18 protein-coding genes are annotated in these 23,178 nt (G+C 68.8%); 13 read left to right on the forward strand and 5 right to left on the reverse strand.

Annotation, left to right across the window (positions count from 1 at the left end; translation table 11 throughout):
* The first annotated feature begins 46 nt into the window (after window positions 1-46).
* The 8 genes from AOZ06_RS45890 to AOZ06_RS45925 all read left to right on the forward strand — a co-directional run bounded on the left by AOZ06_RS45890 (window position 47) and on the right by AOZ06_RS45925 (window position 13,691).
* On the forward strand, window positions 47-2,023 hold the full coding sequence (locus AOZ06_RS45890; protein WP_054295115.1) for an FAD/NAD(P)-binding protein: 1,977 nt from the start codon (window positions 47-49) through the stop codon (window positions 2,021-2,023).
* The gene (locus tag AOZ06_RS45895) at window positions 2,020-3,414 is read left to right on the forward strand and encodes a nitrosuccinate lyase (RefSeq protein WP_054295116.1); all 1,395 of its coding nucleotides are present in this window, start codon (window positions 2,020-2,022) and stop codon (window positions 3,412-3,414) included. Before AOZ06_RS45890 ends, AOZ06_RS45895 begins: the two co-directional genes overlap by 4 nt.
* Window positions 3,415-3,864: 450 nt before the next feature.
* Window positions 3,865-5,646, forward strand: coding sequence for a maltose alpha-D-glucosyltransferase (gene treS, locus AOZ06_RS45900; protein ID WP_054297412.1), 1,782 nt, complete (start codon window positions 3,865-3,867; stop codon window positions 5,644-5,646).
* Window positions 5,643-7,001: a maltokinase N-terminal cap-like domain-containing protein gene (locus AOZ06_RS58650; protein WP_054295117.1), complete on the forward strand. Its 1,359-nt coding sequence runs from the start codon at window positions 5,643-5,645 to the stop codon at window positions 6,999-7,001. The genes treS and AOZ06_RS58650 overlap by 4 nt, the downstream gene beginning before the upstream one ends.
* Window positions 7,002-7,057: 56 nt before the next feature.
* Window positions 7,058-9,232: a 1,4-alpha-glucan branching protein GlgB gene (gene glgB / locus AOZ06_RS45910; RefSeq protein WP_236951952.1), complete on the forward strand. Its 2,175-nt coding sequence runs from the start codon at window positions 7,058-7,060 to the stop codon at window positions 9,230-9,232.
* Window positions 9,233-9,308: 76 nt separating this feature from the next.
* Complete coding sequence (gene sthA / locus AOZ06_RS45915) at window positions 9,309-10,706, forward strand: Si-specific NAD(P)(+) transhydrogenase (RefSeq protein WP_054295118.1); 1,398 nt, start codon at window positions 9,309-9,311, stop codon at window positions 10,704-10,706.
* A gap of 81 nt (window positions 10,707-10,787) precedes the next feature.
* Window positions 10,788-12,185: a neutral zinc metallopeptidase gene (locus AOZ06_RS45920; RefSeq protein WP_054295119.1), complete on the forward strand. Its 1,398-nt coding sequence runs from the start codon at window positions 10,788-10,790 to the stop codon at window positions 12,183-12,185.
* Between the two features lie 66 nt (window positions 12,186-12,251).
* Window positions 12,252-13,691: a neutral zinc metallopeptidase gene (locus tag AOZ06_RS45925; RefSeq protein ID WP_054295120.1), complete on the forward strand. Its 1,440-nt coding sequence runs from the start codon at window positions 12,252-12,254 to the stop codon at window positions 13,689-13,691.
* Between the two features lie 57 nt (window positions 13,692-13,748).
* On the opposite strand, the gene AOZ06_RS45930 is transcribed toward AOZ06_RS45925, so the two are convergent.
* Both AOZ06_RS45930 and AOZ06_RS45935 read right to left on the reverse strand, forming a co-directional pair.
* Window positions 13,749-14,276 (reverse strand): DinB family protein, encoded by a 528-nt coding sequence (locus AOZ06_RS45930; RefSeq protein WP_054295121.1) that lies wholly within the window; start codon window positions 14,274-14,276, stop codon window positions 13,749-13,751.
* Between the two features lie 17 nt (window positions 14,277-14,293).
* Window positions 14,294-14,797 (reverse strand): MarR family winged helix-turn-helix transcriptional regulator, encoded by a 504-nt coding sequence (locus AOZ06_RS45935; protein ID WP_054295122.1) that lies wholly within the window; start codon window positions 14,795-14,797, stop codon window positions 14,294-14,296.
* Between the two features lie 58 nt (window positions 14,798-14,855).
* Here AOZ06_RS45935 and AOZ06_RS45940 point away from each other — a divergent pair, with 58 nt between their 5' ends.
* The 3 genes from AOZ06_RS45940 to AOZ06_RS45950 all read left to right on the forward strand — a co-directional run bounded on the left by AOZ06_RS45940 (window position 14,856) and on the right by AOZ06_RS45950 (window position 17,073).
* On the forward strand, window positions 14,856-15,152 hold the full coding sequence (locus tag AOZ06_RS45940) for an MTH1187 family thiamine-binding protein (RefSeq protein ID WP_054295123.1): 297 nt from the start codon (window positions 14,856-14,858) through the stop codon (window positions 15,150-15,152).
* A complete protein-coding gene (locus AOZ06_RS45945) occupies window positions 15,142-15,999 on the forward strand; it encodes an SCO6745 family protein (protein WP_225953057.1) in 858 nt (285 codons plus the stop codon). The genes AOZ06_RS45940 and AOZ06_RS45945 overlap by 11 nt, the downstream gene beginning before the upstream one ends.
* A 123-nt stretch (window positions 16,000-16,122) precedes the next feature.
* Window positions 16,123-17,073, forward strand: a complete 951-nt coding sequence (locus AOZ06_RS45950; RefSeq protein WP_157233607.1) for a tetratricopeptide repeat protein — start codon at window positions 16,123-16,125, stop codon at window positions 17,071-17,073.
* Between the two features lie 76 nt (window positions 17,074-17,149).
* Here AOZ06_RS45950 and AOZ06_RS45955 read toward each other — a convergent pair whose 3' ends face one another.
* Window positions 17,150-17,845, reverse strand: coding sequence for a sensor histidine kinase (locus AOZ06_RS45955; RefSeq protein ID WP_157233608.1), 696 nt, complete (start codon window positions 17,843-17,845; stop codon window positions 17,150-17,152).
* Between the two features lie 179 nt (window positions 17,846-18,024).
* Here AOZ06_RS45955 and AOZ06_RS45960 point away from each other — a divergent pair, with 179 nt between their 5' ends.
* On the forward strand, window positions 18,025-18,411 hold the full coding sequence (locus AOZ06_RS45960) for a phage holin family protein (protein WP_054295126.1): 387 nt from the start codon (window positions 18,025-18,027) through the stop codon (window positions 18,409-18,411).
* Between the two features lie 183 nt (window positions 18,412-18,594).
* The gene (locus AOZ06_RS45965; RefSeq protein ID WP_054295127.1) at window positions 18,595-21,069 is read left to right on the forward strand and encodes an ATP-binding protein; all 2,475 of its coding nucleotides are present in this window, start codon (window positions 18,595-18,597) and stop codon (window positions 21,067-21,069) included.
* Window positions 21,070-21,091: 22 nt separating this feature from the next.
* On the opposite strand, the gene AOZ06_RS45970 is transcribed toward AOZ06_RS45965, so the two are convergent.
* Window positions 21,092-22,138: an ABC transporter permease gene (locus AOZ06_RS45970; RefSeq protein ID WP_054295128.1), complete on the reverse strand. Its 1,047-nt coding sequence runs from the start codon at window positions 22,136-22,138 to the stop codon at window positions 21,092-21,094.
* Between the two features lie 61 nt (window positions 22,139-22,199).
* Window positions 22,200-23,114: an ABC transporter ATP-binding protein gene (locus AOZ06_RS45975; RefSeq protein WP_054295129.1), complete on the reverse strand. Its 915-nt coding sequence runs from the start codon at window positions 23,112-23,114 to the stop codon at window positions 22,200-22,202.
* Between the last annotated feature and the right edge of the window lie 64 nt (window positions 23,115-23,178).

The following is a 23,178-nucleotide window of genomic DNA, read 5'->3' on the forward strand; positions in this document are numbered from 1 at the left end:
GCCACGACACCCGGCTGTTGACGACGGAAAGCGACGGAGCGCCGGCATGAACACCAGCGAACTGGAAATCTGCATCGTCGGCGCCGGGCCACGCGGTCTGTCCGTGTTGGAACGCCTGTGCGCCAACGAACGCGAGTCGCGGTCGTTTCCCGCGGTGACTGTCCACGTCATCGACTCGGCTCTGCCGGGTTCGGGCGCGGTCTGGCGCACGAACCAGTCGCCCTACCTGCTGACCAACACCGTGGCATCGCAGATCACGGTCTTCACCGACGACAGTGCCCAGATCGACGGCCCGATCGAGCCGGGGCCGAGCCTGTACGACTGGGCCGCGAGTCTCGCCCTGCTCGGTGAGCCGGGCAGCTACGACGCCGAGGTCCTGGCCGAGGCGCGTGAACTCGGCCCGAACTCGTACCCGACCCGTGCTTTCTACGGTCACTACCTGCGCGACGCGTTCCAGCGGATCGCGGCCGCCGCCCCGCCGCACGTCACGATCCAGGTGCATCACTCACGGGCGGTCGCGATCGCCGACACGCACGGCGTGGTCGGTGGCCCGCAGGGCATCCGGCTGGCGAACAGCACGAGGCTCAACCACCTGGACGCGGTCGTGCTGGCGCAGGGTCACGTGCCGGCGCGGCTGACACCGCGTGAGGCACGCACGGCGAGCCTGGCGCGGATCCACCACCTCGCGTACGTCACTCCGGCGAACCCGGCCGACGTCCACCTGAGTTCGATCCCGGCGAACCGGCCGGTGCTGCTGCGCGGGCTGGGGCTGAACTTCTTCGACTACATGGCGCTGTTCACGGCCGGGCGTGGGGGAACGTTCCGCCGGGACGGCGAGCGCCTGGTCTACGAGCCGTCCGGGCGCGAACCGCTGATGTACGCGAGTTCCCGGCGGGGTGTGCCGTACCAGGCTCGAGGCGAGAACGAGAAGGGCGCCTTCGGCCGTCACACGCCCAGGGTGCTGACCCCGGCCGTGATCGCGGACCTGCGCGGCAGGATGGCAGGCGGGAATCTGGTCCGGTTCGGCACCGACGTGTGGCCGCTGATCGCCAGAGAAGTGGAAAGCGTCTACTACCAGACGTTGTTCGAGTCCCGCGGGCTGCCTGACCGGGGCAAGGATCTCATCGGGGCGTACCTGGCCCTGCCGGTCGGGCACGACCCGGGCCCGGTGCTGGACGCGTACGGCGTCGACCAGGACGATCGGTGGGACTGGGAGCGGCTGTCGCGGCCCTGTCTCGGGCGGCAGTTCACCGACCGCGCCGACTACCAGGCGTGGCTGCTGGAGTACCTGGCCGACGACGTCCGGCACGCGCGGGCCGGGAACTCCAGCGACCCGCTCAAGGCGGCGCTCGACGTCCTGCGGGACCTGCGCAACGAGATCCGGCTCGTGGTCGACCACGGTGGCTTGGCCGGCCTGTCGCACCGGGACGAGCTGGAGGGCTGGTACACGCCGCTCAACGCGTTCCTGTCCATCGGGCCGCCCGTCTCCCGGATCGAGCAGATGATCGCGCTGATCGAGTGCGGTGTGCTGCGGATGCTCGGGCCGGAGACGCAGTTCCGCATCGACATCGCCGAGCCGGCTTTCGTGGCCGAGTCGGCCGTGGTGGCGGGCCCGCCGATCCGGGCGACCACCATGATCGAGGCCAGGCTGCCCGCACCGGATCTGCGCCGGACGGACGACCCGCTGCTGCGGCACATGCTCGACACCGACCAGTGCAGCTCGTACCGCATCCCGGACGCGCACGACACCAACTACGAGACCGGCGGGCTCGCGGTGACCGGCCGCCCTTACCGCGTGGTCGACGCGCGAGGTCAAGCACATCCCCGCCGGTTCGCGTACGGGGTGCCCACCGAGTCGGTGCACTGGGTGACCGCGGCGGGGATCCGTCCTGGCGTGGACTCGGTGACGCTGGGCGACTCCGACGCGATCGCCCGTGCTGTTCTCGCCCTGCAGCCGGTGGCGCACGTGCGGGCGGGCGACACTGAAGCAGTTCGTTCTCGCTCCACCGAGGTGATCGTGTGACGACTCCGCCCGACGACCTGGTCACGATCGACTCCGGTCTGCTGTCGCCGGTACGGGCAGGCACGCCGATCGAGGCCGTGGTCAGTGACACGGCGTGGTTGCAGGCCATGCTCGACACCGAGGCTGCCCTCGCTCGTGCGCAGTCGAGGATCGGGACCGTGCCGGAGTGGGCCGCCGAGGCCATCACCAGTGCGGCACGGGCCGAACGTCTCGACCTGACCGCGCTGTCGGTCGCCGCACGGGAGACGGCGAACCCCGTCGTCGGTCTCGTCGCGAGCCTGACCCGGCTGGTCGGTGCCGGCAACCCGGACGCGGCCGAGTTCGTGCACCGGGGTTCGACGAGCCAGGACATCTTCGACACCGCCACGATGGTGATCGCCCACCACGCCCTGCGGATCATCCGGGCCGACCTGGCCAGGATGGCGGACGTGCTGAACGACGTGGCACGCGCGCACCGGGACACCCCGATGATCGGCCGCACGCTCGCTCTGCACGCGGTTCCCACGACGTTCGGTCTGAAAGCCGCGGGCTGGCGGCAGCTCGTCCTCGATGCCGACCGCCGGGCGGGCCAGGTGCTGGACAGCTTGCCGGTGGCGCTCGGCGGCGCCGCCGGAACACTTGCCGGGTACCTCGAGTACAGCGGAGCCGTCGACCGCGCGGACTACGTGGACAAGCTGCTCGACGCGTTCGCCGCCGAAACCGGTCTGGTCCGGCCGGTGCTGCCGTGGCACGTGCTGCGCACCCCGATCGCCGACCTCGCCGGGGTGCTCGCGTTCACCACCGGGGCGCTCGGCAAGATCGCGATCGACGTGTTGCTGCTGACCAGAACCGAGACGGGCGAACTGGCGGAGTCCACAGTGCCCGGACGTGGTTCGTCGTCCGCGATGCCGCACAAGCGCAACCCCGTCCTCGCCACGCTGGTGCGCAGCGCGGCGCTGCAGGTACCGGCGATCGCCGCCGGGCTGACCCAGTGCCTGGTCTCGGAGGACGAGCGTTCGGCGGGTGCGTGGCACGCGGAGTGGCACCTGCTGCGCGAGTGCCTCCGGTTGACCGGTGGTGCCACGCACACCGCCGTCGAACTCGTCGAAGGTCTCGAGGTCCGTCCGGAGCGGATGCGGGACAACCTCGGTCTCACCGGCAGCCACGTGGTTTCCGAACGGATCGGGGCGGTGCTGGCCACCCGGCTCGGCAAGGCGGCGGCCAAGAAGCTGATCAGCGAGGCCGTCACCACCGCCGACTCGACCGGTCAGCCGCTGCACCGGGTGCTCGCCGGGATTCCGGAGTTCACCGGCCACATCGACGCCGACGAACTCGCCGCTCTGTGCGATCCGGCCACCTACACCGGCGCCGCGGATGTGCTGGTCGACTGGGCGACACAGCGCGATCACTGACAAGGCTGCCAGGACGCGGCAAATCTCCGCAGTGGATCAAAACCCGGTTATCGGCCGTTGAGGTGAGAGCCGGGCCACGCCGGTCCACTGTGTGCGGTTGCGGGCCGGTTGCCCGATCCGAGCACGTGGGCGCCGACCGGCACATGGAATGTTCACCGCTTGTTCCCGAAGAAATCGCACCGGGCCCCGTCGGCGGCTCGGCGCCACCGAATAGGGGCAACAGCGTACCAACAGACCCCCCGAGCGGCATGCCGGCGCGGGACGCGCTGTGGCTCACCCGGCCCCGGCCAGGGACACGAAGGCACCAAAGGGGACCGTAGTTCGCCCACGCGGCGGTTGACCGGCTAGAGTCCGCTCACCGCCAGAGCATTCGCTGTTCAAGCAGCCGCGCTTTGGGGTACCACCAAAGTGTTGGGTCTCGAGCGAACGAGTGGTGCGAAAGTGGCGACTGTGTCGGAGGAATCACGTCCTGACTCCGCGTTGGGCCTCGAAGGTGTCCCGCATACGGGCGAGGCCGTGCTGGCCGACGGGCACCTGGTCGAACCGCAGGCCGAGGACTTCCGTTCGGCGCGGCCCGCCGCGCGCGAGCCGGACTGGTTCAAGACCGCCGTGTTCTACGAGGTCCTGGTCCGCGCGTTCACCGACTCCGACGGCGACGGCACCGGCGACCTGCGCGGCCTGGCGTCCAAGATGGACTATCTGGCGTGGCTCGGCGTCGACTGCCTCTGGCTGCCGCCGTTCTACGCGTCGCCGCTGCGCGACGGCGGGTACGACATCAGCGACTTCCGCGCGGTGCTGCCCGAGTTCGGCACGGTCGAGGACTTCGTCTACCTGCTCAACGAGGCGCACCGGCGCGGCATCCGGGTGATCACCGACCTGGTGCTCAACCACACCTCCGACGCCCACCCCTGGTTCCAGGCGTCCCGCACCGACCCCGAGGGCCCGTACGGCGACTACTACGTCTGGTCCGACTCCAACGAGGCGTACCCGGACGCGCGGATCATCTTCGTCGACACCGAGAGCTCGAACTGGACGTACGACCCGGTCCGCGGCCAGTTCTACTGGCACCGCTTCTTCTCCCACCAGCCCGACCTCAACTACGAGAACGCCGACGTGCAGGAGGCGATGCTCGAGGTGCTGCGGTTCTGGCTGGACATCGGCATCGACGGATTCCGGCTGGACGCCGTGCCGTACCTGTTCGAGGAAGAGGGCACCAACTGCGAGAACCTGCCGCGCACGCACGAGTTCCTGCGGCGCTGCCGCAAGGTCGTCGACGACGAGTACCCGGGCCGGGTGCTGCTGGCCGAGGCCAACCAGTGGCCGTCGGACGTGGTCGAGTACTTCGGCGACGCCGCGATCGGCGGCGACGAGTGCCACATGGCCTTCCACTTCCCGTTGATGCCGCGCATCTTCATGGCGGTGCGGCGGGAGTCGCGGTTCCCGATCTCCGAGATCCTGGCCCAGACCCCGCAGATCCCGTCGGGCTGCCAGTGGGGCATCTTCCTGCGCAACCACGACGAGCTGACCCTGGAGATGGTCACCGACGAGGAACGCGACTACATGTACGCGGAGTACGCCAAGGACCCGCGGATGAAGGCCAACATCGGCATCCGCCGACGGCTGGCGCCGCTGCTCGACAACGACCGCAACCAGCTCGAGCTGTTCACCGCGATGCTGCTCTCGCTGCCGGGCTCACCCGTGCTGTACTACGGCGACGAGATCGGGATGGGTGACAACATCTGGCTCGGCGACCGGGACGCGGTCCGCACGCCGATGCAGTGGACACCCGACCGCAACGGCGGGTTCTCCCAGTGCGACCCCGGGCGGATCTACCTGCCCGTGATCGCGGACCCCGTGTACGGCTACCAGGGCATCAACGTCGAGTCGCAGCTGAACAACTCGTCGTCGCTGCTGCACTGGACGCGCCGGATGATCGAGGTCCGCAAGCAGCACAGCGCGTTCGGTCTCGGCGACTTCCAGGAGCTCGGTTCGTCAAACCCGAGCGTGCTGGCGTACCTGCGGCGGCACGGCGACGACACCGTGCTCTGCGTGAACAACCTCTCCCGGTTCCCGCAGCCGGTCGAGCTCGACCTCTCCGAGTACGAGGGACGCCAGCCGGTCGAGCTGACCGGCGGGGTGCGGTTCCCGTTGATCGGTGAGTTGTCGTACCTGCTCACGCTACCCGGGCATGGCTTCTACTGGTTCGAGATCATGGCGGTGGACGAGGGATGACGGAGCCGGTTCTGCGGATGCTGGCCGAACAACTGCCGACGTGGCTGCCCACCCAGCGGTGGTTCGGCGGCAAGGACAGGCCGGTGACCGAGGCCCGGCCGGTCCGCGTGATCACGTTGTCGGACAAGGACCCCAGGCTGGTGCACGCCCTCGTCGAGGTCGTGCAGGACGACCGCAAGTCGGTCTACCAGCTGCTGCTCGGCAGCCGTGCGCAGCCGCCGGAGCACCTCAACGGCGTCTGGGTCGACAGCGAGGGCACGCACTGGTACGAGGCCACCGCGGACCCGGAAGCGATGACGTTCCTGCTCGACGCGATGGCCGGACAGGACTCGACCGGCCCGATCTCCTTCCACCGGGAGGACGACGTCGAGCTCGACGAGGGACTGCGTGGCCGGGCAGTCACCTCCGAGCAGAGCAACACGTCGCTGATCTACGGCCAGCAGTACATCCTGAAGCTGTTCCGCAAGCTGTCCGCCGGCCCGAACCCGGACCTGCGGATCCACCGCGCGCTGCACTCGGTCGGCTGCGAGCACATCGCGCAGCCGCTCGGCTGGATCGCCGACGACGACGGCGACCAGCCGACTTTGGGGATGCTGCAACAGTTCCTCGCCGACGCGGCGGACGGCTGGGCGATGGCGACCGCGAGCGTGCGGGACCTGATGGCCGAGGGTGACCTGCACGCCGACGAGGTCGGCGGTGATTTCGCCGGTGAGGCGCACCGCCTCGGCGCGGCCGTCGCGGCGGTGCACGCGGACCTGGCGCGCGCACTGGAGTCCCGTCCGATCGAGCCGGGCGAGCTGGACGCGGCCATCGACGCGATGCACCGCAGGTTGGACAGCGTCATGGCGGCGGTGCCCGAGCTGGCCGCCATGCAGGGCGCCGTCCACGAGGTGTTCGAGCAGGCGCGTGGCACGGCCGACAGCGGCGTGCCGATCCAGCACGTGCACGGCGATCTGCACCTCGGCCAGGTGCTGCGCACGGTCCACGGTTGGGTGCTGATCGATTTCGAAGGCGAACCGGCTGCCCCGGTGAGCGAGCGCCTCGCGCCTCGTTCGCCGCTGCGCGATGTGGCCGGGATGCTCAGGTCGTTCGACTACGCGGCGCACCAACTGCTTGTCGGACAACCAGAAGATCACCAGCTGGCGGTGCGTGCCCAGGAATGGACCAGCCGCAACCGCAGCGCCTTCTGCGACGGCTACGCGGAGGTCTCCCCCAACGGCGACCCCCGCGCGCACGGAGTGCTGCTGCGTGCCCTCGAGTTGGACAAAGCCGTCTACGAAGTGGCGTACGAGCAGGCCAACCGCCCGGATTGGCTGCAGATCCCGCTGACGTCGATCGCCCGGATCGCGTCCTGACGGCAGTGCCTCAGTGCGATCTGCGACCCGCGTCCCCGACCATTAGGATCAGCGAAGTGAAACCACTCGATCCGGCCCCGCCGGCCGAGGACGTCGACCGCCTGCTGTCCGGCGCGCACCACGACCCGCACTCGATACTGGGCATGCATCCGCACCCGGCCGGTGCGGTGGTGCGTGCGCTGCGGCCCGGCGCGAGCGCCGTGACCGTCCTCGCCGGTGACCTCAAGCAGGAGCTGGACGAGGTGGCGCCCGGCCTGTTCGCCGCCGTCCTGCAGCAGCAGACGCCGACCGAGTACATGTTCGAGGTCGCGTACGGCGACAAGGTCGAACTGGCCGACGACCCGTTCCGCTGGCTGCCCACGCTGGGCGAGCTGGACCTGCACCTGATCGCCGAAGGGCGCCACGAGCGGCTGTGGACAGTCATGGGCGCGCACGTGCGCTCCTACGACACCCCGACCGGCCCGATCGAGGGCACGTCGTTCGCCGTGTGGGCGCCGAATGCCCGTGGCGTCAGGGTTTGCGGTGACTTCGACGGCTGGGACGGCCGCGCGAACCCGATGCGGTCGCTGGGCTCCTCGGGCATCTGGGAGCTGTTCGTGCCCGGTCTGCCCGCCGGGACCCGTTACAAGTTCCGGCTGCTCGGCAAGGACAACCACTGGCACGAGAAGGCCGACCCGCTGGCCTTCAGCGCCGAGCCGCCGCCAGCGACGGCGTCCATAGTGTCCACTTCGGATTACGAGTGGACTGACGACGAGTGGGTCACCGAGCGCGAGCGCACCGACTGGTGGCGCCGCCCGGTCAGCAAGTACGAGGTGCACCTGGGCTCGTGGCGGCCCGGCCTCGGTTACCGCGAGCTGGCCGAGCAGCTGGCCGACTACGTCACCGAGCTCGGCTTCACGCACGTCGAGCTGATGCCGGTGGCCCAGCACCCGTTCAGCGGGTCGTGGGGCTACCAGGTCACGTCCTACTACGCGCCGATGTCCCGGTTCGGCGGCCCGGACGACTTCCGGTTCTTCGTCGACCACCTGCACTCGCGCGGCATCGGCGTGATCATGGACTGGGTGCCCGCGCACTTCCCCAAGGACTCGTGGGCGCTGGCCCGGTTCGACGGCCAGCCGCTGTACGAGCACGCCGACCCGCGTCGCGGCGAGCACCCGGACTGGGGCACGCTGGTCTTCGACTTCGGCCGCAACGAGGTCCGCAACTTCCTCGTCGCGAACGCGCTGTACTGGCTGGAGGAGTTCCACATCGACGGCCTGCGCGTGGACGCGGTCGCCTCGATGCTGTACCTGGACTACTCGCGCCAGGAAGGGCAGTGGCTGCCCAACGAGCACGGCGGCAGGGAGAACCTGGACGCCGTGCGGTTCCTGCAGGAGCTGAACGCGACCGTCTACAGGAGACACCCCGGCGCGATGATGGTCGCCGAGGAGTCGACGGCGTGGCCGGGCGTGACCCGCCCGACCCACCTCGGCGGTCTGGGGTTCGGCTTCAAGTGGAACATGGGCTGGATGCACGACACGCTCAACTACCTGCACCACGACCCCGTGCACCGCTCCTTCCACCACAACGAGATCACGTTCTCGCTGGTGTACGCCTGGAGCGAGAACTACGTCCTGCCGCTGTCGCACGACGAGGTCGTGCACGGCAAGGGGTCGCTGTGGACGCGGATGCCGGGCGACGACTGGAACAAGGCGGCGGGTGTCCGCGCGTTGCTGGCCTTCATGTGGGCGCACCCGGGCAAGCAGATGTTGTTCATGGGTGGCGAGTTCGGCCAGGTGGACGAGTGGTCGGAGTCCCGTTCGCTGGACTGGCACCTGCTGGACGACCCGCTGCACGCCGGGATCCGCACGCTCGTCGGCGACCTCAACAAGGTCTACCGCGACCAGCCCGCGATGTACGTGGCGGACACCGCGCCCGAGGGCTTCTCGTGGATCGACGCGAACGACGCGGCCGGGAACGTGCTGTCCTTCATCCGGATGGACCCCAACGGCGACAACGTGGTCGTGTGCATCGCGAACTTCGCGGGCATGCCGCACAACGACTACCGCGTCGGCCTGCCCAGGACGGGCCGCTGGCGCGAGGTGCTGAACACGGACGCGCAGGCGTACGGCGGGTCGGGCGTCGGCAACTTCGGTGACGTCGAGGCGGCGGGCAGGCCGTGGCACGGCCGACCGGCGTCCGCCGTGCTGCAACTGCCGCCGCAGGGTGTCATCTGGCTGGTGCCCGCTTGACGGACTCGTGAGTGGTTACGCCGGTTCTAACCGGCATAACCACTCACGAGGGCTTGGGAGATGGCAGGCTGTAGGCGTGACTGCGCACGATTATGACTTGATCGTCATCGGATCGGGCCCTGGCGGGCAGAAAGCCGCCATCGCCGCTGCCAAGCTCGGTAAACGAGTCGCCATCGTGGACAAACACGACATGATCGGCGGCGTCTGCGTCAACACGGGGACCATTCCGTCGAAGACGCTGCGCGAGGCGGTGCTCTACCTGACCGGGATGGCGCAGCGCGAGCTGTACGGCGCGAGCTACCGGGTCAAGCAGGACATCACCATCGCCGACCTGCTGTCCCGCACGCAACACGTCATCGGCAGAGAGGTCGAGGTCGTGCGCGCGCAGTTGCTGCGCAACCACGTCGACATCGTCGACGGGCTCGCGAGGTTCGTCGACCCGCACACTGTCGCGGTCGAGGGGCGAACGCGGACGGCGATCAGCGGGGACAAGATCGTGATCGCCACCGGCACCCGCCCGGCCAGGCCGAACGCCGTCGACTTCGACGAGGCGCGGGTGCTCGACTCCGACGAGATCCTGCAACTGGAGACGATCCCGGCGTCCATGGTCGTGGTCGGCGCCGGGGTGATCGGCATCGAGTACGCGTCCATGTTCGCCGCGCTCGGCAGCCGGGTGACCGTGGTCGAGCAGCGGGATCACATGCTGGAGTTCTGCGATCCGGAGATCGTCGAGTCGCTGAAGTTCCACCTGCGTGACCTCGCGGTGACGTTCCGCTTCGGCGAGAAGGTCGTGGACGTCGCCGTGAACGACCACGCCACGGTGACCACGCTGGCCAGCGGCAAGCGGATCCCGGCTGAGGCGGTGATGTACTCGGCGGGCCGCCAGGGCGTGACCGACGCGCTCGCGCTCGACAAGGCCGGGCTGGAGGCGGACAAGCGGGGCAGGCTGGAGGTCGGCCCGCACTTCCAGACGCCGGTCGAGCACATCTACGCGGTCGGCGACGTGATCGGGTTCCCCGCACTGGCCGCGACCTCGATGGACCAGGGCAGGCTGGCGGCCTACCACGCGTTCGGCGAGCCGACGCAGGAACTCGGCGCGCTGCAACCTATCGGTATCTACACGATTCCGGAGATCTCGTACGTCGGTGCCACCGAGGCGGAGCTGACCACGTCGTCGGTGCCCTACGAGACCGGTACGGCCAGGTACCGTGAACTTGCCAGGGGCCAGATCGCCGGCGACTCGTACGGGATGCTCAAGCTGCTCGTGTCCACAACGGACCGCCGGATCCTCGGTGTGCACGTGTTCGGCACGGGCGCAACGGATCTGGTGCACATCGGGCAGGCCGTGATGGGCTGCGGCGGCACGGTCGACTACCTCGTCGACGCGATCTTCAACTACCCGACGCTGTCGGAGGCGTACAAGGTCGCCGCGCTCGACGCCACGAACAAGATCAGGGCACTGGACCGCTTCTAGGACCTGCACTTTTGGGCGCCGATATCGCTTCGGCACATGATCGGTCCCCCTCAGTGCCGCCGGAACAGGCACACTTGAGGGGTGATTCGGTCGTTCGGCGCAGTCAGTGCGGTCCTCGTCAGTGCCGTGGTGTTGTCCGCGTGCACGGTCACAGTGCAAGGCACCCCGCTGGGCGCCGGTCGCGTGATCAACCCCGACAAGCAGGAAGACGTCGACACGTCGTTCATCAACAACACCGACGGCGGCGAGATCGACAAACTGGCCGGGACGGTGATCAAAGACGTCGAGAAGTTCTGGGAGGACGGCTTCCCGGCCACCTTCGACGACAAGCCGTGGCAGCCGTTGCGCGGCGGGTACTACTCGGTGGACACGAGCGACAAGGCCGCCCCGCCGCCGCCGTGCACCGACCAGGCCTCGGACGTGGAAGGCAACGCCTTCTACTGCCCGTCGGCGGACATCATCGCGTGGGACCGGGCGTCGCTGCTGCCCGTGCTGAAGGAGAAGTTCGGCGAGGCCGCGGTGATGCTGGTGCTGGCGCACGAGATGGGCCACGCGGTGCAGCGCCGCGCGGGCATCACGCAGCAGTCGCAACGCAACGACCCGCAGCGGTACCCGACGATCCTGCTGGAGTCGCAGGCCGACTGCTACGCGGGCTCGTTCGTCCGCTGGGTGTCCGACGGCAAGGCCGCCAACCTGAGCCTGGACCGGGACTCGCTCGACCCGGCGCTCGAGGCGATGGTCCTGTTCAAGGACCCGGTCGGCACCGAGCAGACCGCGCAAGGCGCGCACGGTGACGCCTTCGACCGCGTCTCGGCGTTCCAGGACGGGTTCGAGAAGGGCGCGAAGCTCTGCTCGGAGATCACGGTCGACAACCGGGTGTTCACCCAGCGCGGCTTCATCAGCAGGCAGGACGAGGCCACCGGCGGCAACCTGCCGTTCGACCAGGCGATCCAGCAGCTCGAACCGGACCTGAACGCGTTCATGAAGGGCACGGCGGACAAGCTCGGCAAGCAGTGGCCCACGCCGAAGCTCGACCGGGTGACCAGCTCGCCGCGGTGCAGCAAGGGTGACCAGGGCCCGGTGGCGTACTGCCCGAACGACAAGACCATCGACATGCAGACCAAGGGCAAACTGACCGACCTGCACGCCAAGATCGGCGACTGGGCCACCGGGACGATCGTGAGCAGCCGGTACGCGGTCAGCCTGCTCGCGGTGCTGGGCAAGCCGCTGACCGGCCCGGAGGCGCAGCGGACCGTGCTCTGCGTCTCCGGCGCGTACAGCAAGTTCCTGCTCACGCGGGAGGGCAACGGCGTGTTCACGCTGTCGCCCGGTGACCTGGACGAAGCCGTTCAGGTGCTGCTGGGTTACGACTACCCCGCCCGTGACGTCGACGGCGAGGCACCGGCGACCGGATTCGAACGTGTAGCGGCGTTCAGGACAGGCGCGGTCGACGGGATCAACGCCTGCGACCTGCGATGACGTAACCGATGCCACCTTTGTCCCGATTACCGCGTGCCATGTCGTGGTGACCGCTAGGGTGCCCCCGTGCGGTCATATCTCCCGTTGGCGCTCGCAGGCGCCGTACTTGTGCTGGTCAGCTGCGCGTCACCGGTGCCTGGCAACCCCAAAGGCGAGGGTGAGGTCGACCCGGGCTCGGTCGCGGGCCTGCCCGTGACGAACGACGACCAAGTACGCAGTGGGCCCCGTGACGGCGCTCCCAAGGTGGACCTGACAGCTGAGAACGCCGACAACGGCGAAATGGATCAGCTCGCGTTGGGTGCGCTCGCCGACTTGTACGAATACTGGGGCGAACGGATGCCCGCGGACTTCGAGGGGCAGAAGTTCGAGCCGCTGGCGCGGCTGGTGTCGTACGACTCGAAGGGCAAGGCGCTGCGGATCTGCCAGACGTCCACGTCCGGCCTGGTCAACGCGTTCTACTGCAGCCTCGACGACAGCATCGCGTGGGACCGCGGTGTGCTGTTGCCGGACTTGGACAAGCAGTTCGGCAAGATGTCCGCGGTGACGGTCCTCGCCCACGAGGTCGGGCACGCGGTCCAGTTCAAACTGGGCCCCAAGAGCGGCATCACCCAGGCCACGAAGACGATCGTGAAGGAACAGCAGGCCGACTGCTACGCGGGCGGCTTCTTCCGGTGGATCGCCGACGGCAAGTCCAAGCGGTTCCAGATCTCCACCGGCGAGGGCCTCAACAAGATCCTCGCCACCATGTTCTTCATCCGCGACCCAGCGGGCACCGACGCGAACAAGCAGGGCGCGCACGGTCTGGCGTGGGACCGGGTGTACGCGTTCCAGGCCGGGTTCAGCAACGGCCCGAAGACGTGCGCGAAGATGGACCAGAAGGAGATCGACAGCCGGATCAGCGAGGAGAAGTTCGCTGACAAGGACAAGCTGCGCGGCAACCTGCCGGTCGACTCCGAGCGGATCCGCAAGCTCAAGATCAGCCTCGACGACGCCTTCAAGTCAAGCGGTGCCAAGCTGCCTGAGCTGAAGGAGAAGAGCTCACGCTGCCCGGACGGCAAGTCGACCGAGCCGGCCGCGTACTGCCCGTCGGACAACACCGTGGTGATGGACCTCAAGAAGCTCACGGCGCTGGGCACCCCGCCCAAGCGCGGCCAGGAGCCCGGCGGTGACGGTGTCGGCATCGGGGACTTCGCGGCGTTCGCCGAGGTCGCGTCCCGCTACACGATGGCCATCCAGAAGAACGTCAACCTGCCGCTGGACAACGAGAAGGCGGCGTTGCGCACCGCGTGCCTGACCGGTGCGTGGGCGCAGGTGGCCGAGAAGGAAGGCAGCATCCTCCGGATCTCGCCGGGTGACCTCGACGAGGCCGTCGCGGAGATGCTGATGGGCCAGAGCCTGATCGCCGCCGACATCAACGGCAACCCGGTCAAGGCCGGATTCGCGCGGGTCGAGGCGTTCCGCGTCGGCTACGTCAACGCCAAGGAGTGCACGGCTCGTTTCGCCTGAGAGGCTCAGGTGGTTCACGGCCCGTGCCGCGCTCGCAAGCGCGGCACGGGCCGTCTTTCATTCGCCTGTCTCGCCGTCGATCTGCTCACGCAGGAAGTCCGCGTGCCCGTTGTGCCGGGCGTACTCCTCGATCATGTGCATGATCACCCAGCGGGTGCTGACGGTGCCCATCTTGGGGTGTTCGAAGGTGTGGTCGAGGGACGCCACCCTGGCCAGCGCCGCGCGTGATTCGTCCATGCGCGCGAGCAACAGGGCGTGGTCCTGTTCCGCGTTCTCGGCTGCTGCCTGGGTGAAGTCGACGTCCGGGTCGTCGGCGTCCGTGTCGAAGAAGCGGAATTCGATCGGTTCACCGGCCACTCGCTGCACGAACCAGCCGAGTTCCACGTCGGCGAGGTGCCGGACGATGCCGAGCAGTGACATCGGCGACGGCGGGACCGTTCGCCGAGCCAGTTGCTCACCGGTCAGGCCGGAGCACTTCCACAGCAGTGTCGAACGCTGGAACTCCAGGAATCCCAGCAGGACGGCGCGCTCGTCGCCGACGAACGGGCCGTCGTTCCTTTGTACTTCGGGTGCGGTCCAGGACATACCCCGCAGTCAAACACTCAGTCGGTGAAATCGCCGACCGATTTGCGCACCTTGGCCAGCAGGTCCGACAACTGGCGCGTCTGCCTCGGCGTCAGGCCGCGCAGCCCGAAGTCGATCCCGGTGACGGCCGTCGTCGCCGCCTCCCTGCGTTCCCGGCCGGCCTGCGTGATCTCGGTCAGCGTCGTCCTGCGGTCGGTGGGGTGCGGGGTTCGCTTCACCAGGCCGTCGGCTTCGAGGCGGTCGACGATGTTGGTGACGCTCGTCGGGTGCAGTTGCAGCCGTTCGCCCATCACCCGCATCGGGAGGCTGCCGCGTTTGGAGAACGACAACAGCACCAGTGCCTCGTAGCGGGCGAAAGTCAGGCCGTGCGGACGTAGTGCGCCGTCCACGGCGGACTGGATGATCTGCTGCACCCGCATGACACTGGTGACCGCGGCCATCGCGTCCGACGGCCCGATGCGCTCTTCCCACAGCTCGGCTGCACGGGCGATCGGGTCGAACGGCAGCGGGCGTGACGTCATGGCGCAAAAAGCTACCAGGCGGTACCCGTGGGGACAGTGAAGCCGAAAGGAGAGCCACATGCTCGTGGCGTTCAGCGTCGCACCACACGGTGGTGAGTCCGACAGCGTGGCCGAGGCGGTCGCGCGTGCGGTGAAGGTCGTGCGCGATTCCGGCCTGCCCAACCGGACCAGCGCGATGTTCACCGAGATCGAAGGCGAGTGGGACGAGGTCATGGCGGTGGTCAAGAAGGCCGTCCAGGTACTGGAGGCCGACGCGCCGCGGGTCAGCCTCGTCCTCAAAGCCGACATCCGGCCCGGTCACACCGGCCAGATCACGGCCAAGGTCGAGCGGGTGGAGCGGTACCTTGCCGACTAGCCGGGCCATGTGGCTGCTGTTCGAGACCTACCACGACGTCACGTACTTCACACCGGAGTCCCGTGCCGCCACGGACGCGCTGGGCTGCAAGGGCGGCTGGATGGGGTACTTCGGCATGCGCGCCGCCCCGCTCGGCGCGGTCGCGCCCGAGATGGTCGTTTCGTCGTTCTACAACTTCCACCCGTGGATGGTCCGGCGCGCGATCCCGGACGCGTGGCGGGTCGCGTCGCCGGAGCAGTACCTCGAGACACGTCTCGAGGGCGCCGACGGCGCGCTCAAGCGGATGCTCGGGGACCGTGACGTCGCCGAGGCCGCCGAGCTGGCGCTGGAAGCGGCGCGCAACGCGCCCGTGGCCGGGCGGCCGCTCGGCGCGGCCAACGCCATCCTCGACGTGCCCGAGCAGCCTCGGCTGAAGCTGTGGCACGCCACGACCGTCCTGCGTGAGTCCAGGGGTGACGGCCACGTGGCCGCGCTGGTCGCGGCGTCGCTGGACCCGGTCGAGACGCTCGTGCTGTTCGCGGCGGACCAGGGCGTCGATCCCGCGTACATGCGTGTGGCGCGTGGCTGGTCCGAGGAGGAGTGGTCGCAGGCCGAAGGGCGGCTCGCCGACCGCGGGCTCGTGCGTGACGGCACGATCACCGAGGCCGGGGCCGCGTTGCGGGCGGACGTCGAGCGCAGGACGGACGAGGCAGCCGAGTACCCGTGGCGCGCGCTGGGGGCGGAGCGGACGCGGCGGCTGGCCGAGCTGATGCGGCCGCTCGCGCTCGCCCTGGGTGAGCAGAACCAGGCGATGCGCCAGAACCCGATGGCGTTGGACGTCGTCAAGGAGTTGTCTGAGCTGTTCTGAACAGCGGTGATCGGATGTGGTGCGGCACACACCCGGCGCTGTGTGGCAGCCCGCCCTGACCTGGGCAGCGGAACGTGCCAGGATAGATGTGTGACAAGGCCAAATCCACGTCAGACGGCCGCCATGTCCGCGGCTCTGTCCGGCGCCGTCGACCTGTCGGCGCTCAAGGCGCGGGCGGATGCCGCACGGCAGGCACCCACCAGGCCCGCGGCAGCCGCTCCGGCGGACGGTGACGCGCCCGCGGCGGGCGGTCCGTTCGTCTTCGACGTCACCGAGGCGACCTTCCAGGCGGACGTGGTCGAGCGTTCGCTGCAGGTCCCGGTGGTCGTCGACCTGTGGGCCGAATGGTGTGGCCCGTGCAAGCAGCTGTCACCGGTGCTCGAGCGGCTGGCCAACGCCAGCGGCGGCGCCTGGGTGCTGGCCAAGGTCGACGTCGACGCCAACCCGCGGATCGCGCAGCTGTTCGGTGTCCAGTCGATCCCGACGATCGTGGCGATCGCGGGTGGCCAGCCGGTCGACGCGTTCTCCGGCGCGCAGCCGGAGCCGCAGATCCGGCAGTGGATCGGCGCGCTGCTCGACGCGTTGCGCGACCGCATGCCGGGCATCGCGGCTGCCGAGGCCGGAGCCGTCCATGACGACGCGGCCGAGCCCGTCGAGGAGCCGGTCGACCCTCGCCTCGTGGCGGCTGAGGACGCGTTCGAGCAGGGTGACTTCGCCGCGGCCGAGCAGGCCTACCAGCAGATCCTCGACGTCGAACCGGGCAACGAGGAGGTCAAGGCGGCGTTGGCGCAGGTGCGGTTCACCGCGCGCGCCGAGGCGGCCGACCCGACGGCCGTCGGCAAGGCGGACGCGGACCCGTCGGACGTCGATGCCCAGCTCGCCGCGGCCGACATCGAGGTGGCGCAGCAGCAGGTCGACGAGGCGTTCGCCCGGCTGATCAACGCCGTCCGGAACACCGCCGGTGACGACAGGGACAAGGTGCGTTCGCACCTGGTCGAACTGTTCGGCCTGTTCCCCAGCGACGACCCCAGGGTCGCCAAGGCCCGCCGCAACCTGGCCAGCGCCCTGTACTGACAACCCCCTCGTGAGTGTTTTGGCCGGTTCTAACCGGCCAAAACACTCACGAGCTTTTTTGGGTCGGGTGTGGACTTCAGAGGACGGCGCGGATCACGAAGTCCTTGCCCTCCGGGCCCGCGCTGAGCTGTCCGTCCACCAGCGCCACCCGTTCGCGCAGGCCGACGAGGCCGTGGCCGGTGCCGCGCCGGGACGTTCCCGCTCGTTCGTTGCGGACCTCGATCACGATCCGGTCCGGTTCGTACTCCATCGTCAGCTGCACCCAGCCGGTGCCGTACTTGCGCGCGTTGGCAATGGATTCCTGCACGACCCGGTACACCGTCACGTCGACCGGCGCGGGCAGCGGGCGTTGCTCGCCGACGACCGTGACCTCCACGTGGTCGTCGAGCAGGTTGTCCAGGTCCAGGTCGAGCACGGGGTCGTGCTGGCCGCCCAGCAACGAACCGAGGTCCTCGAGCACCCTGGCGCTGGCCGCGCGGATCGCCGCGATCTCACGGCCGGTTCGCACGGCGTTGCCCAGCGCCGCACCGGCGAGCACCGCGGCTGGGATCGTCGGACCGAATCCGGTCCACCAGTCACCGGCGACAAACGTGGCAGCCGCCGCAAATCCGGCGATGGCAACCAGAACAGAGACAACCGCCGTCCGGCGGGTGACTGAGACGCCGGTGAAGTACGCCGCGAGCAGCACGAGCAGCGAAGCCCAGACCACGAGGCCGAACTTCGACGCCACCACCGCCCCGGCGGTCACGGCAAGGAGAACCGCAACGCTCACACCACAAAAGTACGGCGAACGACCCCCGCGGGCACACGAATGCCACGAGAGGTCACAACCATCGTGTCCAAAGTACATCCGGCACCCGGACATCAGGTGACACAACGGTCAAGGCTGTTCGCCACGCCCGGCCCGGCGGGAATCTGCGCGGATCGCGCGGGCAGTGGGACAGTGGCGGCGTGGAATTCGTGTATCGAGTGCTCGCCTCGGCTGTCGCTGTCTGGGCGGCGACCATCCTGCCGGGGATCAACCTGCTCACCGGGTCGACGGGTGCCCGCATCGGCACGCTGATCGGCGTGGCGCTGCTGTTCGGCCTGGTCAACCTGATCCTCAAGCCGATCGCCAAGATCGTCGGCTGCGTCGGGTACATCCTCACGCTCGGCCTGCTCGGGCTGGTGGTCAACGGCCTGCTGTTCTGGTTCACCGGCTGGCTGGCGGTCGAACTGGACCTGCCCTTCGAGGTGACCGGCTTCTGGGCGGGCTTCTTCGGCGCGATCATCGTGGCCTTCGTCAGCTTCGTGCTGACGCTCCCGCTGCACCTGAAGAAGCTGACCACCCGCCGTTAGCGCGACGACCCGGCCGGTGCCGGTTTGCGTCCGGCAAACCGTTGGTATGACTGGAAAAAACCGGTCACCGGCCGAGTCTGTTCACTCGAACGTGACACCTCGTCACTTGTTCGGACGTAGCGACCCGTCTCAGCGCGGTGGTTGTGTTCCTAGCTTCGATCCCCGGCGGCAGGACACAACCACATGCGGGACGACGTCTCGGTTCTCCTCCTTGGTCCAGTACGGCTCACCACCCCTTCCGGGGAGGTCGCGATACCCGGCGGTGACCAGCGGACAGCGCTGGCCAGGCTGGCGGCGACCCCGGGCGAGCCGGTACCGATCCACGACCTGATCGAGGCGGTGTGGGGCGCCTCCTTCCCCGTCACCGCCGTGCAGACGCTGCACTGCCGGCTGGCCCGGTTTCGGCTCGAACTGCGGGCGGCCGGGCTGGACGACCTGATCGAGGCAAGCGACGCCGGTTACCGCCTGCGCGTCCCACCGGGATGTGTCGACGCTGTCCGGTTCGAGTCACTTGCCCGCCAAGGACGCCGCCACATCGCGGCGGGTGACGTGCCCCGCGCGGAACGGGTTCTCGCGCAAGCGGTGAGCCTCTGGCGTGACACACCGCTCGGCGACTGCGAGCAGACCGCCTGGGTGCGGCGGGAAGCCGCGCGGCTGACCGGGGTCCTGCGGACCGTCCACGTGCCCCGGCACGCGCCGAACACGGTCAAAAGCCTGGTCAGCAGGGACAAGGACGTCGAAGAGGTGACCTGGCTGCTGGCCAACGACCGGCTGGTCACGCTCACCGGCGTCGGCGGGGTCGGCAAGTCCACACTCGCCTCGCAGGTCGCGGAGTGCAACCGGTCCTCGTACCCCGACGGCGTCTGGTGCGCGGACCTCGCCCCGCTCAACGACTTCGCGCTGATCGCGCACACCGTCGCCGACGCGATGGACCTGCACGACCAGTCCGGCCGGAGCATGACGACGGTGCTGGCCGATCACTTCCAATCCCAGGTGGCGCTGCTGGTCCTGGACAACTGCGAGCACCTGGTGCCCGCCTGCGGCTTGTTCATCGACGCGCTGCTGCACGCCGCGCCGGACCTGCGTGTCCTGGTCACCAGCAAAGTGCCGCTGCACATCGAGGCGGAGCAGGTCCACGACGTCAAACCGCTCTCCGTGCCCGAACCGGACGACGCCGACGCGCCTGCGGTCACGTTGTTCGTGCGCCGCGCGGCTGCCGGCGGGTTCGCGCTGACCGAGGACAACCGCAAGGAAGTGATCTCGCTGTGCTGCCGGCTCGAAGGCGTACCGCTGGCGCTCGAACTGGCCGCCGCGCAGGTCCGGTTGCTCCCGTTGGCCGAACTGGTCGGCCAGTTGGACAACCTGATCCGGATGAAACCGGCGATCCAGGCCACAGTGGACTGGAGCTACGAGCTGTGCTCGGCCGCCGAGCGGCTGCTGTGGCGGCGGATGTCCGTCTTCGAAGGCAGTTTCGACCTCGCGGCAGTCGAGAACGTGTGCGCGAGCTACAACGACATCCCGCTCGACACCGTGCTGGACGTGATCGACGGCCTGGTGGTCAAGGCCGTGCTGACGCGCCTGCCCGAACCCGGGCCGGTTCGGTACCGCGTGCAGGAGACGTTACGGCAGTACGGCCGTGAGCAGTTGCACCAGAGCGGGGAGTTACCGTTGGTGCGCAGACGTCACCGCAACTGGTACCTCAACGTGGCCGAGCACCGGGAACAGCGGTGGTTCGGTGCGGCCCAACAGGAACTGTCCGCCCAGTCCGGGCTCGACCACGCCAACTTCCGCGCGGCGCTGGGGTTCTGCCTGACCGAGCCGGGTGAATCCGCTGCCGGGCTGCGTCTCGCGGGCGCACTGTGGTTCCACTGGGTCGGCGGCGGGCGGCTCGCCGAGGGCCAGCACTGGCTGGACTGGGCGTTGTCGGCGACCCGGCAGCCCACGATCGACCGGTGGAAAGCACTGTGGGTCAACGGGTACGTCACCGCGCTGCAAGGCAAAACCGACGCGGCGCGGCAACTGCTGACGCAAGTGGGCAAGGACGCGGACGACACGTCACTCGCCCACACCGCGTACGTCATGGGAGCGGTCTCGATCTTCGAGGAGGACCTGCCCACCGGACTGGCCCTGCTCGAACAGGCGCTGGCCAGACACGGCGAACTGCGCGAACTGGACAGCAACGTGATCATGACCAGCGTGACGCTGGCCCTCGCGCTGACGTTGCGGGGAGACCTGGCCCGAGCGCAGTCACTCTGTTGCGAGGCACGTGAACTGTGCGAGGCCAACGAGGAGAAGTGGGCGCTGGGCTACGTCCTGCTGGCGCTCGCGGTGATCGCGGTCCACCGCGGCGAACTGGCCGCGGCGACCGCGTTGACACGGGAATCGTTGCGGATCAAGCAATCCGGCCAGGACCTGCTCTGCGTCGCTGCCGGTGTCGGGTTGCTGGCGGTCACCGCGAACGAGGACGAACGCGCCGCCACCCTGCTCGGTGCCACCAGACGCGTCCGCGAACACGTCGGCCTGGCCGACGGCAGCGTCATCGGTCATCGGCGGACCGAGCAGGCGATCCAGGCGCTCGGCGGCACCGCGTACGAGGCCGCCTTCGGCCGCGGCGCCCGGATGAGCATCACCGACGCCATCACCTACGCGCTGGGGTAGGGCCTGTACCGGATCGCTCGGGTCAGTTGCCTTCCCAGCGGAAGACCTTGGCGGCGATGAAACCGACGACCAGCGTGAACCCGAGCAGGATCCCGCCGGGCAGCAGCAACGCCTCGATTCCCTTGCCGCGGACGAGGAAGTCCTGCATGCCGTCGTTCATGTGCCGCAGCGGGAAGATCTGCGACACGGTCTGCAGCCAGCCCGGCGCGCGGTCGATCGGGAAGAACGTGCCGGACAGGAACGCCATCGGCAGCACCACGATCTGCGCGGCGGCTGTCGAGGCCTCCTCGGTCTTGGCGAACGAGCCGATCAGCATCCCGATGGTGAAGAACGCCAGCGTGCCGAGCAGGAAGATCGGAATCGACAGCCACCACGTGCCCGCCAGCTTCAGGCCGAACATCGGCAGGCTCGCGATCCCGACGAACACCACCGCCTGCACGACCGCGATGCCGATCGTCACGCCGATGCGCGAGAGCAGCACGGACGCGGGCGACACCGGCGCCAGCCACAACCGCCGCAGCACTTGCTTCTTGCGCCACTGCACGAAGGTCATCGCCGTGCCGAACACACCGGCCGACGCCACCGCCCAGCTGAGGATGCCGGGCGTCAGGTACTGGATGGCGTTGAGCGAGTTGTCCTCGACCTGGCTCGGCTGGAAGCTGAACCGGGGCTGCTGGCCGGTCGCGGCGATGTTGGCCTTGTCGACCACACTGGACACCAGCCCGTTGACGATCCCGGACTTGTTCTGGTCGCTCGCGGCGAACCGCAGCTGGACGTCGGTGCCGTTCTCGATCACGGCACCGGGGATGTCACCGGACTTCACCTTCTCGACAGCCGCTTCGGGCGTGGCGACCTGCTCGACCTCGACCACCGGGAGCTGTTTGAGCGCCTGCGCGACCGGGCCGTCGCCGACCACCGCGAGCTTGATCTTGTCGGTGCCCGAGTCACGGAACAGCAGGCCGAAGATGACCAGGAACATCAACGGGAACAACACGATGAAGAACAGGGCGGCCCGGTCGCGGGTGAAGGCCTTGGCACCGGCGATGGACAGGCTCTTGAACGCGCTCATGCCTGCTCACCGCCCTGGTCGCCTGTGCCGCACGAGCGGGGCCCTGTGCTGGATGACTCGCTCATGCCCGGTACTCCCGTCCGGTCAGGTCGAGGAAGACGTCCTCGAGCGTGGCGGTGCGGACCTGGAGCCCGTCGAGTGTTCCGCGTTCGGCCAGCGCGCCGAGCACCGGCGCGGGCTTGCGGGTGGAGATCGTCAGCGTCGTGCCGTCGTCGGTCGCGTCGTCGACGCCGGTGAAGCCGCGGACCTCGTCCAGTCGCAGCGCGCCGTGCTCGAGCATGATGTGCGTCGGCGCGTCCAGCCCGCGCACCAGCGCGGCGGGCGTGTCCATCGCCAGGATGGTGCCGTGGTCCATGATCGCCACGCGGTCGCAGAGGATCTCGGCCTCGTCGAGGTAGTGCGTGGTGTACACGATCGTCTTGCCCCGTGAGCGAATTTCCCTCAGCACGTCCCAGAGGTTGCGTCGTGCCTGCGGGTCCAGTGCCGCCGTCGGCTCGTCGAGGAAGACGATGTCGGGGTCGTGTGCCAGCGCGCACGCGATCGACAGCCGCTGCCGCTGGCCGCCGGAGAGCTTGTCCTCCCTGGTGTTGGCCTTGTCGGCCAAGCCGACCACCTCGAGCATCTCGTCGATGTTCTTGGTGCCGGAGCCGTACAGCGAGGAGAACGTCTCCAGTTGCTCCCGCGCGGTCAGCTTGTCGAAGAAGGCGGACGCCTGCAGCTGGACGCCGATCCTCGGCAGCAGATCCAGTTTGCGCGGCCACGGGTTCTGGCCGAGCAGCGTGACGCTGCCCGCGTCGGGCTCGCGCAGCCCTTCGACCATCTCGAGCGTGGTCGTCTTGCCCGCGCCGTTCGGCCCCAGTATGCCGAAGAACTCCCCTTCGGCCACGGTGAACGACACGCCGTCGACGGCGGTGAGGTCCCCGTAACTCTTGCGGATACCGGAGACGACGATCGCATCTCCCCCATTACCGGTCATGGGGGCAAGGTAACCCGCCCCGCACGCGAAATGCGTGCGGGGCGGGCCACTCGGTACAAATATC

It is taken from the genome of Kibdelosporangium phytohabitans (assembly GCF_001302585.1).
GTDB classification, from domain to species: domain Bacteria; phylum Actinomycetota; class Actinomycetes; order Mycobacteriales; family Pseudonocardiaceae; genus Kibdelosporangium; species Kibdelosporangium phytohabitans.

Coding starts and splice junctions, on each gene's coding strand:
- AOZ06_RS45890 (WP_054295115.1), top strand. CDS start 47: ATGAACACCAGCGAACTGGAAATCTGCATCGTCGGCGCCGGGCCACGC.
- AOZ06_RS58650 (WP_054295117.1), top strand. CDS start 5,643: ATGACGGAGCCGGTTCTGCGGATGCTGGCCGAACAACTGCCGACGTGG.
- AOZ06_RS45930 (WP_054295121.1), bottom strand. CDS start 14,276: ATGTCCTGGACCGCACCCGAAGTACAAAGGAACGACGGCCCGTTCGTC.
- AOZ06_RS45935 (WP_054295122.1), bottom strand. CDS start 14,797: ATGACGTCACGCCCGCTGCCGTTCGACCCGATCGCCCGTGCAGCCGAG.
- AOZ06_RS45940 (WP_054295123.1), top strand. CDS start 14,856: ATGCTCGTGGCGTTCAGCGTCGCACCACACGGTGGTGAGTCCGACAGC.
- AOZ06_RS45950 (WP_157233607.1), top strand. CDS start 16,123: ATGTCCGCGGCTCTGTCCGGCGCCGTCGACCTGTCGGCGCTCAAGGCG.
- AOZ06_RS45965 (WP_054295127.1), top strand. CDS start 18,595: ATGCGGGACGACGTCTCGGTTCTCCTCCTTGGTCCAGTACGGCTCACC.
- AOZ06_RS45970 (WP_054295128.1), bottom strand. CDS start 22,138: ATGAGCGCGTTCAAGAGCCTGTCCATCGCCGGTGCCAAGGCCTTCACC.
- AOZ06_RS45975 (WP_054295129.1), bottom strand. CDS start 23,114: ATGACCGGTAATGGGGGAGATGCGATCGTCGTCTCCGGTATCCGCAAG.